11 protein-coding genes are annotated in these 12,079 nt (G+C 66.8%); 2 read left to right on the forward strand and 9 right to left on the reverse strand.

All coding sequences use genetic code 11. The features are described from left to right. Nucleotides 1-2: 2 nt before the first annotated feature. From ACI2JH_RS10385 to ACI2JH_RS10400, 4 genes are read right to left on the reverse strand one after another with little or no spacing between them, the layout of a single operon-like run. Complete coding sequence (locus ACI2JH_RS10385) at nucleotides 3-536, reverse strand: pilus assembly protein PilP (protein WP_101100924.1); 534 nt, start codon at nucleotides 534-536, stop codon at nucleotides 3-5. Further along, entirely contained in the window at nucleotides 533-1,219 is a 687-nt protein-coding gene (locus ACI2JH_RS10390) for a type 4a pilus biogenesis protein PilO (protein WP_042614424.1), read from the reverse strand. Before ACI2JH_RS10390 ends, ACI2JH_RS10385 begins: the two co-directional genes overlap by 4 nt. Continuing rightward, a complete protein-coding gene (locus ACI2JH_RS10395) occupies nucleotides 1,216-2,040 on the reverse strand; it encodes a PilN domain-containing protein (RefSeq protein ID WP_101100926.1) in 825 nt (274 codons plus the stop codon). The genes ACI2JH_RS10390 and ACI2JH_RS10395 overlap by 4 nt, the downstream gene beginning before the upstream one ends. After that, nucleotides 2,040-3,098: a pilus assembly protein PilM gene (locus tag ACI2JH_RS10400; protein ID WP_101100965.1), complete on the reverse strand. Its 1,059-nt coding sequence runs from the start codon at nucleotides 3,096-3,098 to the stop codon at nucleotides 2,040-2,042. The genes ACI2JH_RS10395 and ACI2JH_RS10400 overlap by 1 nt, the downstream gene beginning before the upstream one ends. 219 nt (nucleotides 3,099-3,317) lie before the next feature. Between ACI2JH_RS10400 and ACI2JH_RS10405 the strand changes: the two genes are divergently transcribed. Together ACI2JH_RS10405 and ACI2JH_RS10410 are read left to right on the forward strand one after the other, a co-directional pair. Next, nucleotides 3,318-5,741: a penicillin-binding protein 1A gene (locus ACI2JH_RS10405; RefSeq protein WP_182657662.1), complete on the forward strand. Its 2,424-nt coding sequence runs from the start codon at nucleotides 3,318-3,320 to the stop codon at nucleotides 5,739-5,741. 105 nt (nucleotides 5,742-5,846) lie between these two features. Further along, nucleotides 5,847-6,494: a hypothetical protein gene (locus tag ACI2JH_RS10410; protein WP_101100930.1), complete on the forward strand. Its 648-nt coding sequence runs from the start codon at nucleotides 5,847-5,849 to the stop codon at nucleotides 6,492-6,494. Nucleotides 6,495-6,523: 29 nt separating this feature from the next. Here the strand turns inward: ACI2JH_RS10410 and ACI2JH_RS10415 are convergent, their stop codons facing one another. The 5 genes from ACI2JH_RS10415 to ACI2JH_RS10435 all read right to left on the reverse strand — a co-directional run. After that, nucleotides 6,524-7,246 (reverse strand): pilus assembly protein, encoded by a 723-nt coding sequence (locus ACI2JH_RS10415; RefSeq protein ID WP_404736140.1) that lies wholly within the window; start codon nucleotides 7,244-7,246, stop codon nucleotides 6,524-6,526. Nucleotides 7,247-7,251: 5 nt separating this feature from the next. Beyond that, a complete protein-coding gene (locus ACI2JH_RS10420; RefSeq protein ID WP_404736141.1) occupies nucleotides 7,252-8,370 on the reverse strand; it encodes a CfaE/CblD family pilus tip adhesin in 1,119 nt (372 codons plus the stop codon). Next, nucleotides 8,370-11,081 carry a TcfC E-set like domain-containing protein gene (locus ACI2JH_RS10425; RefSeq protein WP_404736142.1) on the reverse strand — a complete coding sequence of 904 codons (2,712 nt, stop codon included), beginning with the start codon at nucleotides 11,079-11,081 and terminating at the stop codon, nucleotides 8,370-8,372. The genes ACI2JH_RS10420 and ACI2JH_RS10425 overlap by 1 nt, the downstream gene beginning before the upstream one ends. A 46-nt stretch (nucleotides 11,082-11,127) precedes the next feature. After that, on the reverse strand, nucleotides 11,128-11,640 hold the full coding sequence (locus ACI2JH_RS10430; protein WP_042614416.1) for a CS1 type fimbrial major subunit: 513 nt from the start codon (nucleotides 11,638-11,640) through the stop codon (nucleotides 11,128-11,130). A gap of 291 nt (nucleotides 11,641-11,931) precedes the next feature. Beyond that, on the reverse strand, nucleotides 11,932-12,079 hold a 148-nt coding region (locus ACI2JH_RS10435), incomplete at its 5' end, for a citrate/2-methylcitrate synthase (protein WP_404736167.1).

Below are 12,079 nucleotides of genomic sequence, written 5' to 3' on the forward strand. Positions count from 1 at the left end.
GATCATTGATCTTCAAGCGAGAGCGCGGCCGGCCGTTCCAGCCACCCGCCCGCGCCATCCGGCACCAGCTCTATCAGTTCGATGCGGTCCTCGAAGACCCCGGTCACCCGGCCATCGCTCTGCCCCATGTACACGCCCGGCCGCACGCGGTAACTCACCTTGTCAGGTGCCATCACCACCGCCACCGTGCTGCCCCCGGTCCCGATCGTGCCGACCATGTCCAGGCTGTCCAGCGGGAAGGCTTCCAGCGGCTCCTTGCGACGGTTCGGATCGGGACGCAGGCCGCTGCCGCCCTGCGGATTGGACCAGGCATCGGTGAACGGATCGCGCATGCCCTGCGCCGAATATTCAAACGTTTCGAACTGCTGCATCACCGGCAGCGGTTCGAGGGCGGGGGCTGGACGTGCGCGCACGTCTTCCACCCATTTCTGCAGGTTGGGCGCATCGCCGGGCGTGCTGGTCACGCCGCGGCCGCAACCGGCCAGCAGCACCAGCGCGACCAGGCCAACGCTGCGCAGCAGGGAAGAGCGGATCATGGCTTGCCTCCCTTCTCTGCAGCAGCCTTGTCGGCGGCAGCCTTTTCCTGCTGCTCCATCTCGGCCTCATCCAGGTAGCGATAGGTCTTGACGGTGCCGGACAGTTCCAGCGCGCCGGCGCGGATCGAAGCCGGATTGATGCCGGTCTTGGGATCCTTCGGCTTCAGATTGATGTCGTGCATGGTCAGGATGACCACGCGCGGCAGCGAAGCGACGCCGCTGACGAAGGCACCGAACTGGTGGTAACTGCCCACCATGCGCAGCTTGATCGGCTTTTCAGCGTAGAACTCGCGCACCTGCTCGGCTTCGGGTTCGAACAGTTCGTTGACCAGCCCGCTGGACAGCGCCGTCTGCGAAACGTCGATGATCAGGTCCGGCATTTCGGTCTTGCTGGGCAGCTGGCGCAGCATCTGCTGCAGCACCTGTTCCATCTGCGCCAGCTGCTGCTTGAGCGGCTCCAGGTTGACCGCGCGCCCCTGTTCCTTTTCGAACTCGGTGCGCAGCTCGGTCTCACGGCGTTCCAGGGTGGCGAGCTCTTCACGCTTGCCGCTGGTCAGCACGAACCACGACACCGCCATGATGACCAGCGCGATCAGCACGCAGAACACCACCTTGGCCTGCTGCGGCCAGTTGCCGATGTCGTTGAAGTCCAACTCGTTGATATTGAATTTCTTCTGGCTCACGGCGAGCCCTCCTGACCGCTGGCCGGTGTCGGCGGCGGCGTCTGCTGCGGGGCGGCCGGGGTCAGCCGGCTGCCAGCGGGCGGTGCGGGAGCCGCCGGAGCGGCGTTGCCTGCGGGCGCCTGGACGGCAGCAGGCGTGGCACCGTCGGCCGGGGCCAGCGGGGCCAGCACGGCCGGATCAGCGGCAACCGGCGCATTCGGGTCAGCCACCGAGCCATCCGGGTTGAGCGTGGATTCCTCGCTCTGCGCCGGCAGCTTGACCTTCACCACGAACACATACGGCAGCGCGCTGACGTCTGCCAGCGGCAGCGTCTTGGCTTCCTTTTCCTTTTCCGGATCACGCGCTTCGATGATCGACAGTTCCGGGTTGGTCATCCAGCCGGAGGTCTCCAGGTTGCGCATGTAGGCCGACACGCGGGCATTGGACTGGGTGCGCCCTTCCAGGGTCAGTACGTCGCCTTCCTGCTTCAGTGCGGTCAGTACCACGCCATCGGGAATGGTGCGGACCAGCGCATCGAACAGGTGCACCATCTGGGAACGCTTGGACTGCAGTTCCTCGATGACGGCCTTGCGTGCCAGCAGCCGGTCCTTCTGCGCGTCGAGGCGGTCGATTTCCTTGTTCTGCAGCTTGACCTTGTCGATCTCGGCCTGCAGGAAGGTGTTGCGCTCGCCCTGGCCGCTGACCTGACGGTCGTAGTAGAACCACACCATCAACGACAACAGCAGGCCACCGACGGCGGCCAGGCCCAACATTGCGTAGAACTCGCGCTGGCGTTGCTTGCGACGTTCGGCACGCCACGGCAGCAGGTTGATCCGTGCCATCAGTCGAAACTCCTCATCGCCAGGCCGGTGGCGATCATCAGCGCCGGGGCATCCTGTGCCAGCGCGTGCGCCTGCACCTTCGGGCCCAGCGTCATCTGCGCCAGCGGGTTGGCCACCACGGTCGGCACGCCAAGCTGCTCTTCCACCAGCTCCGGCAGGCCGGTCAGCGCGGCGCAGCCGCCTGCCAGCACGATGTAGTCGACACGGTTGAATTCACTGCCTGCATAGAAGAACTGCAGCAGGCGGCTGATCTGCTGGACCGTGGCTTCCTTGAACGGCTCCAGCACCTCCATTTCATAGCTTTCCGGAAGCCCGCCCTGGCGCTTGGCCAGGCCGGCTTCTTCGTAGCTCAGGCCGAAACGGCGCATGATCTCGTCGGTCAACTGCTTGCCGCCGAACACCTGCTCACGGCTGTACAGGCTGCGCCCCCCGCGCAACACGTTCAGCGTGGTCATGGTGGCGCCGATGTCGACCAGCGCGACCACGCCGTCGCTGGACACCGGCAGTTCGCTGGCGACCAGGGCAAAGGCGTTCTCGACCGCGAAGGCCTCCACGTCCATCACCTTGGCCGTCAGTCCGCCCAGTTCCAGCGCCGACTGGCGCAGCTCGACGTTTTCAGAACGCGAGGCAGCCAGCAGCACCTGGACCATTTCCGGGTTGTTCGGGATGGTCCCGAGCACCTCGAAATCCAGGTTCACTTCTTCGATCGGGTACGGGATGTAGTTGACGGCTTCCAGTTCGACCTGGGCCTCCATCTCGTTCTCGTCCAGATCGGCCGGCATCGGGATCACCTTGGTGATCACCGCCGAGCCCGCCACGGCCGCCGCAGCGAACTTGACCTTGCTTCCCGAGCGGTTGACGGCGCGACGGATGGCTTCCCCTACCGCCTCCACTTCAACGATGTTCTTTTCTACGACGGCGTTCGGCGGCAGCGGTTCCACGGCGTAATGTTCCACGCGGAAACGGTTACCACTGCGTGAAAGCTGCAAAAGCTTTACCGCAGTCGAACTGATGTCGACGCCAATGAGCGACGACTGGCCTTTTGGGATGAGCCCCACGGTTTCTCCCCTGCCGATGGGCACTTGGACGCAATAGCTGCGCCCGCGCATTAATAACGTTTTTTTTGCAAATGGCAACCGTCCCGCCGTGAAGGTTTCTTCACAGAACGACACACGGTGACGCGGCTTCCCCTTGCACTCCCCAGAGCCGACCCCAGCCAGCCCCTTGCGTAATCTATACTCTGCGGCCATGAATTCTGCAATCGGAATCTGTCACCGATGACACGCCTTCGCCGCTGGCTGCGCTGGATCCTGGTCGTTTTCCTGATCCTGGCGTTGATTGGCGCGGCCGCTGCGGGCGGCCTCTACTACGCCATTTCCTCCAAGCTTCCCGACGTGCAGACCCTGCGCGACGTGGAAATGCAGGAGCCCATGTATGTCTACGCCGCCGACGGCAAGCTGATGGCGGTGTTCGGCGAGACGCGGCGCACGCCGATCACCATGAAGGACGTCCCCGAGCGCCTCAAGCAGGCCTTCCTGGCCACCGAAGACGCCCGCTTCTACGAACATGGCGGGGTCGATTACAAGGGCATCGCGCGTGCGGTATGGCTGCTGGCCACCACCAGCGACCGCCGCGTGCCCGGCGGTTCGACGATCACCCAGCAGGTGGCGCGGCAGTTCTTCCTGAGTTCGGAATACAGCTATACGCGCAAGCTGGCCGAGATCCTGCTGGCCCGCAAGATCGAGTCGGAGTTGAGCAAGGACGAGATCTTCGAGCTGTACCTGAACAAGAGTTTCTTCGGCAATCGCGCCTACGGCGTGGCCGCGGCGGCGCAGTTGTACTACGGCAAGTCGCTGGACCAGCTGGACCTGGATGAAATGGCATCGCTGGCCGGCATCCCCAAGTTCCCGTCTTCGGGCAACCCCATCTCCAACCCGGAGCGCGCGCAGCAGCGCCGCGACAACTACGTCCTGCAGCGCATGGCCGACCTGCGCTTCATCAGCCAGGCCGAGGCCGATGCGGCCAAGGCCGTGCCGATGCACGCCACCGTGCACGAGCCACCGGTGCAGGTCGAGGCGCCCTACGTGGCCGAACTGGTGCGCCAGGAGATGATCGCCCGCTTCGGCGGCGACGTGGTCAACAAGGGCTACCACGTGACCACCACCATCAACGCCGAGCTGCAGACCGCGGCCAACCTGGCCGTGCGTGACGGGCTGCTGCTGTACGACCACCGGCATGGCTGGCACGGCGTGGAGAAGCAGGTCGCGCTGGGTGCCGGCGATGACGTGGCGACGCTGGCCGGGCACCTGTCCGGGATCAGTGCGCAGTCCGGTCTGCTGCCGGCGATCATCGCCGCCACCGCCGCCGATGGCAGCGCCACCGCCGTGCTGGCCAACCGCACCGAAGTCACCCTGCCCGCCGCTGCGGCGCGCTGGACCAACAAGACCCCTGCCAAGCTGGTGCAGCGCGGCGACATCGTGCGCGTGCGCGTGGGCGAGAAGGAAGGCCAGTGGCTGCTCGACCAGATCCCGCGCGGTCAGTCCGCGCTGGTCTCGGTGGATGCCAACAGCGGTGCCCTGAAGGCGCTGGTGGGTGGCTTCAGCTACTCCGGCAACAAGTTCAACCGCGCCACCCAGGCGCGTCGCCAGCCGGGTTCGAGCTTCAAGCCGTTCATCTATGCAGCGGCCTTCGACAAGGGCTACAACCCGGCTTCGATCGTGCTCGATGCCCCGGTGGTGTTCCGCGACCGCCGTGGCAAGACCTGGTCGCCGCAGAACGATGGCGGCGGCTTCCGTGGCCCGATGCGCCTGCGCGAGGCACTGGTGCAGTCGCGCAACCTGGTGTCGGTGCGGCTGCTGGACGGCATGGGCGTGGACTATGCGCGCAAGTACATCAGCGAGTTCGGTTTCGCCGAAGCCGAGCTGCCGCCCAACCTGTCGATGTCGCTGGGCACCGCCTCGCTGACTCCGCTTTCGGTGGCACGTGGCTATGCCGTGTTCGCCAATGGCGGCTCGCGCGTGGATACCTGGCTGATCGACCGGGTTTCCGACCGCGACGGTGTGGAAGTGTTCAAGGAAAATCCCGCGCTGGCCTGCCGTGACTGCGCTGGCACCAGCCATGGCCAGCCGGCCAATGCGGTGGTGGACGGCTTCAACTTCGGCGCTGCCGCCGCGCCGGCCCCGGCCGGCACCGCCGCGACGCCGCAGCCAGCGGTGGAAGCCCCGGCCCCGGTCAACCCCGATGCGCGCACGGCGCCGCGTGCGATCGATGCGCGCACCGCCTACCAGCTGGTGTCGATGATGCGCGACGTGGTCCAGCGCGGTACCGGCACGGCGGCCAAGGTGCTTGGCCGCGAGGACGTGGGCGGCAAGACCGGTTCGACCAACGACCATCGCGATGCCTGGTTCTCCGGCTTTGGCGGTCCTTACGCCACCACGGTGTGGGTCGGTCGCGATGACTTCCGCTCGCTGGGCTACCGCGAATATGGCGGCAAGGCCGCGCTGCCGATCTGGATCGACTACATGCGCACCGCGCTGAAGGACACGCCGATCGCGCAGAACGATCCGCCCTCGGGCATGGTGCAGGCCAGCCTCAACGGCGCCACCGAGTGGGTCAAGGTCGAGGACATGGACCGCTTGCAGGACTACGACCTGAACCTGCAGACGCCGCAGGCCGATGCGGCGGCGTTCGATATCTTCTGACCGACCACGGCACTGAGCGGTGGCGCGGCACGCTCCATGCCGCGCCACCTGGCCTTCACCGCGCGGGTGTAGGCTGGTTCCAGGCCATGCAGAGGGGAGCAACCCATGCACCGTGCGCGCGAACACACCGCCACCCAGACCCGTGAACGCCGCCATCGGCTGGCGCATGAAGCCGCCAGGCTGATGGTCGAAGGCGGCATCCAGGATTTCCACCAGGCCAAGCGCAAGGCCGCCATCCGGCTGGGCATCCATGACGATGCTTCGCTGCCGCGCAACGCGGAAATCGAGCAGGCCCTGCGCGAGCACCAACGCTTGTTCGCCGGCAGTGCCCAGAGCGATGCGCTGCGGCAGCGGCGGGAAGCGGCGGTGCACGCATTGGAGTTCCTGCAGGCGTTCGCTCCACGGCTGGCTGGGCCGGTGCTGGAGGGCACCGCAGATGCGCATAGTCCGGTCCAGCTGCACCTGCACGAGGACGACCCGGACGCCGTACAGCGTTTCCTCGATGAGCACGGCATCCCGGCCGAGGCACGCAGCCGGCGCCTCCGATGGGACCGCGAACGGGTACTCGATGCGCCGTTGTGGGTGTTCAGCGCCGATGGCGTGGTCTTCGAGCTGCTGGTACTGCCCTGCCACGCCCTGCGCCAGGCGCCGCTGTCAGCGGTAGACGAAAAGCCGATGCGGCGCGCCTCGCTGGCCCGCCTGCGCGAGCTGCTGCAGGACACCGCACCGGCGCCAGGCGATACGCAGGGCTGAGCAAGCCCGGGCCGACGGACCCGACAAGCTCAGCCGATCACAGGAGGCAGCGTCAGCAGGTGCTCACGGTAGCCGTCGCCGGTAAGGCGATAGCGCAGTTGCAGCGTGCTGCCGGGCTCCAGCCCGGCCGGCAACTGCAGCGAGGCGCCCGGGTACAGGCTGCGCGATACCTCATGGGTCGCACATGCACCGGCCGCGCTGCAGCCGACGACGCTGGTGATGCCCACGCGCAGCGTGCCGATGTTGTGCAGCGTGCGGCCGCGCAGCTCCACCTGCACACGGCCATCGGCCGGCAACACGTTGACCAGCGCCCCCCATACCAGGCTGACGCCGATGCTGGCCTGTGCGCCGTCCGCGGGGGCGTCCACGGCCTCCTCATCCGGTGCGCGGACACCTTCGAAATAGACCCGATAAGCGGTCTCCTGCTGCACCGGCTGCAGCGGAATGATCCGGATCAAGCGGTTGCCCCCGCCCGCCAGTGCAAATCTGGACGGGGTCAGCGCAATGGCTGCCTGGCTGGGTGCAACGTCCGCTTCGTGTTCCCCGTCGCCTGCCGGATCGACGATGTGGCGCAGGGATGCCTGCACGAACTGCGCTTGCGTGGATTGCGAATACACGCGGAAAACCGTTGCTTTGCCAGGCTCTACCGATGCACGCATGGGATGGATGGTCAGGTTGGCGTGCGCCGCCGGCGTGGACAGAAACAGCGCCACGGCAAGGCCGGAAAATCGAGTTCTCACGAAAGGCTCCATTGGTATCAGGGACGGGACGGCGGCAGGCGCAGCTCGACCCGCAGCCCGCCGTGGTAGTGGCCGGGCCGCTTGCTCGAGATGGGAACGCGGGGCGTGTCCAGGCTGAGCGGGGTCGGCACGCAGAACACAGGCTGGGTCATGCCGGGCAGCGCCACCAGCCGCAACCGGACGCGGTCGATGCCGGTCAACATCTGCTCGATTCCATTGGCCATCGGCAGCCGTGCACCGCCATGGTCCAGCGTCACGGTGTAGTCCACGCGCTGGGTCGGGTCGCCGCCACCGTCCGCGTGCCATACCGAGTAACCGCTGGCCGTCGACGTCGGACCTGCGCTGTCACTGACAGTCACGCCCAGGTAGTCGCTCTGCGAACCTGCTCCGTCATACAGGCACATCTCCAACGCGGCCTGTCCGCCGACCGTCTGCGAGATCGGGTCGTAGTGCAGGTTGAGGCCGACCTGGGGCGTTGCCAGGTCGAAGGCGGGGAAGTAGATCGACGCCGCATCGCGGTCGCTGATGTCCAGGTCCAGACGGAACGTGTAAGTCGCCAGTGCCGGCCCGTCGGCTTCAGTGCGCAGGTCCAATACCAGTTCGGCCTCCCAGCGTCCTGCCACCAGCCTGGACAATTCGTTACCGGAAATGGACAGGGCCGCACCGGTTCCAGTGGGCGGTTGGCCGGCGCATTCCGGCCCGTAGCGGCTACTCAGCGGCTGATCGGTCCCGTGCCAGAGGTCGTTCTGGCAGGCGCGGTCTGCAAAGGCGCGTTGCAGCGAACCGCTCACGGTGATCTCCATGCGCATGCCGCTCCTGCGTTCGGTGAAGCGCAACGCAATGCCGGTACGCCCGCCACCCTGGGCACCGGTATCGGCGGTTGGGCAGCGGCCATGTTGTGCATCCGTCGCCGACCGGCAGGTGAGATGGATGCTTCCGTAGCCACGCGCTGGGTCGGCGCTGTAACCGAGCAGCGTGCGTGGCGCCAGCAGTTCGATGGAGGCGGGGACCCCCGACCGGTCATAGGCCAGCGCGTGCTCCTGCACGATGCCCACCGGATCGGTAAGCGGTAGCGCCTGCGCCCTGGCGGCAGGCGCCAGCAGCACGGCAGGGAGCACGGCAAGCCAGCGCATCATCACCGTTCCTGCCCTCGCTGGGCGGCCCGGCCCGGCCGGACCAGGGCCCGCTCCCGCAGCAGCTGCGCCACCCGTGCCTGCTGACGGATGTCGGCCGGCAACTGCGCCACGTCCAACGGCTGGCACTGCACGGCACCGACCATCAACACGGCCAGGCGCTGCTCTCGCACCTGCAGTGGACAATGCAGCAGCCGGCTTCCCTGCAACAGGTACAGCACCTGCTCGCGTCGCGTGAAATCCAGCACGAAGCCGCCATTGCCCTCGGTGGCAGGTACCGGCGCATTGAGGATGCGTGCCGCCGAAACCGGCAGGCCCGCAGGATCCTGCGCGCGGCCGATGAAGGTGTAGGTCACCTCGATGGGAACGGCCATCGACAGCAACCGGCCCGGCGCCAGGAACACCTCACGCCCGGAACCGCCAGCGCCTAGGCCTACGCGCACCGCCCCGCTGCTCTCCCCGCTGCTGGCGTCCTGCAGTTCGGCACGGTGCATCTGGTAGGCCGGCAAGGCCACCAGCCTGCGCTCGCCAAGCCGCAGCCGCTGCCTGCGCCGTCCTGCCACCTGGAGCTCGGCCGCTACCCCGGACAGTTCACTGTCCTGCGCAGGGTCGACCTTGACCGCCAGGCCCGCATCGGCGCCGTTGCCTTCGCCCCAGTAGAAGCCGCTTGGCCCCAAGGCGAAGGCAGCGCTGTGCGTCGCGCTGTAGCCCGTTTCCCGACGCCCGGGTTGCCGATGGAAGGCCACGGTGGCGCTGCCATGACCGAAGTGGCTCTGCAACTGCGCGCCCACACCGACGCTGTATCGCTCGCTGTTGTCGCCGCGCAGATCGGCAGACACCTCAGCGGACTGGTCCTCGTACTGGCGGCGCAGCGTCTGGCTGGTGCTGTAGCTCATCTGCGGCCGGTGATGGCCCGGCTGCCGCAGGTCCATCGCATGGCGTCGTTGCGAAGTGGCCCGATCGCCGCGCTGCAACCGGGTAAGGCTGAGGTTGAAGAAAAAACCGCGGTCATGCCGTGGGCCACCGGTTGCGTCGCTGCGCTGGTGCCAAAGTCCGAAGCGACGGGCAACGCTGTACTCTTTCCAACGCTCGATCCGGCTGAAGCTGCCCTGCCAGTTGCGGCTGCGCTGTGCATCGACGTTGCCGGCACGCAGCCCGGGCAATGCCAGCGAGGGGGGCATGAACACCGCCTCGGGGTGGTCCGGCGCTGGATCTGCGCGCCACGCCTGGCGGCGCGTGTAGCCCAGGTAGAGGCTCCCGCCGCGTAGCGGCAACGCCATCGAAGCACTCAGCGCATCCACGCACCCCGCTCCGTCGTATCGCGCAAACGACCGGCAGCGGATGTCGCGCGAGCGTTGATGATGGACATTCCATGATGCCCGTCGCCGGTAGGATATCTGGCTCCGGGTGCCACGGCTTCCCTCGCTGCCGCGCATGGCGCTCAGCCCAGCGCGCAGCTCCTGGGTGGCGGACCGCTGCCGCAGGTCCAGCCGCAGCTCCGCATGGCGGCCGCTTTCCATGTCCACCGCACCTGCGGTCACGGCCATGGCGTGCCCGACCGGCAAACGCAGGCCCGCCATGACCGTGGCTTCGCCGGGCAGGTATCGGCCGCCGCGTTCTGCACGCCGCCCCGCCTGCAGGAACCATTGCAGGGTGTCATCGGCGCCGTCACCACGCTTGTCGAAAGGCGCTTCTTCGCCGCGTACCAGCACGCCCGCTTCGTAGATGCGCAGGGTGACGCTGTAACTGCCGAAGGGATAGCTGCGGGTATCCAGTTCGTTGATCCCGGCTGGCAGGTAATAGGTCTGCAGGAGGCGCTCGCCATCGAACGCCTCCACGCGCGCATCGCGTGCCAGCAGCACGGTGAGCGGGGTGGCCTGCATTGCCGCCTCGACATCGACGTAGGCTTGGCTGGTTCCCACGCGCAGGCCGTCGAAGCGGTCCAGCGGAAGCATGCCGAAGCCGAAGGTGCCGCCAAGTGGACTGGCGAGGTTGCGCCGGTCCATGCGCCCGGCCTGCAGGTAGTGACGACGGTCCAGGTCATGCCGGTAATACGCATTGTCCATGTCGAATCCACCGCCACTGCGGTGTCCGTGTTGCTGGCTGAAGTTCCAGCTCGCCGCCAGATGCCCGCGGGCGGACATCCCCAGTGCGCCCGCGCCCTGTACCGCCAGCGCGCGCTGGTCGCGACCACCGCTTGCGTTGATCACGTGCTGGTGGAGGAACGCTTTTTCGGCTGCGGCGCTGGCCTGGTGGAAGCGCTCGGTGCTGCGTGGAGCCGGCAGCCACTGCCGCGCCACGAACAGGCGCAGTGCCCCCTCGCCTTCGTCATGGATCGCGGCCACGGCCGTGTCCTCTTCGGGGGGATCCAGATAGCCGCAGCCAGCCTGGGCATTGCCGTGCCGGCATGCCAGATGGCTGTTGCGCGGCAGCGGCGCAGACAGCGCTGGCAACAGGCTGGACCGTGCCGCAGGGTCCAGATCGAGCGCCTGAAGTACGGTGGCGGGATCCTGCAGTTGCACGGTATCCAGGTCGACCAGCACCGGCACCACGCCCGCAGAGCGCTCGAACAGCCGGACCTCAAGCTGCTCCACCTGGCCTTCCACAAGGTCTTCGAAGCCGTCCGGGACGCGACTGGCGGTGACGCCCCCCATTGCCACGGGCAGTGCGAGCGCGATCGCCAGCCCGGTCACGACGGGGGCGGTAGTCATCATGTGAGAGTGGCCGAAAGGGCCGGCCCCGTAGGGCCGGCGCAGGAAGTTACGGGCTGACGGTCTTCTGGGCCAGGACAATGCTGACCAGTCCCTCGTACAGGCCCGCCGCGGTGATCGGCGCCTGCGTGGTCTGCGCGATCTGGAGCGGCATGGCAATCGAGGCGCCCGGCAACGCGCCGTCGAACAGTTCGGCCGCGGTGAAGTCGGTACCCGCCACCGATACGGTTCGGCCGTTGAGGCTGACCGTCATCGGCACCCCTACCGCACCGGGGGCAGCAATGACCGGACGCAGCTCGGCGGCATGACCCAGGCGCACGGCGATGTCCTTGCGCGGATCGTTGGAAATGATCCGCACCTGCTCCGACCAGGGCATCAGGCCATTGATCGGGTTGTGGGTCAGCGCCACGCCATCGGGCAACGCGCTGCCATCGGCACGCAGCAGGGCCAGCGTGGGATCGACATCTGCCCAGACCTTGATGTCGGCCTGGATGGCATGTGCGGAGGTGGATGCAGCGGCTAGCGCGATGGCGACCAGCGCGTTCCGGCAATGCGTTTTCATATGACTACTCTCCTTGATATCGATATATGGCGTCATTCAAACGACGCGATACCATCAGCGAAAGCTGGTGGCGGCAGGAGAATAGGCATCGCGTTCTTTTTTGAACGTAAGGCAATCTTCAAAAACGCGATGTCGTGAGCGGTTTTGTGCGCCTGGTTGCGGAACAAAACATTGCTTCGTGATTTGCCACGATTTGACGCTTTTTCGATAGCGACCCGTGCAGAGCTGGCAGGCGCGCAAAAAAAACGCCCCGCTAGGCGGGGCGTTCGATGCAACAGGCAAAGACCGGAATCAGTCCTGGTAGTCGCGCACGTCGCTACCGGTGTAGACCTGGCGCGGGCGGCCGATCTTCATTTCCGGATCCACCTGCTGTTCCAGCCAGTGCGCGACCCAGCCGGAAGTACGGCCCAGGGCGAACATGACGGTGAACATTTCGGTC

Origin of the sequence: Stenotrophomonas sp. NPDC078853 (assembly GCF_044901215.1) — a bacterium.
GTDB lineage: Bacteria > Pseudomonadota > Gammaproteobacteria > Xanthomonadales > Xanthomonadaceae > Stenotrophomonas > Stenotrophomonas lacuserhaii.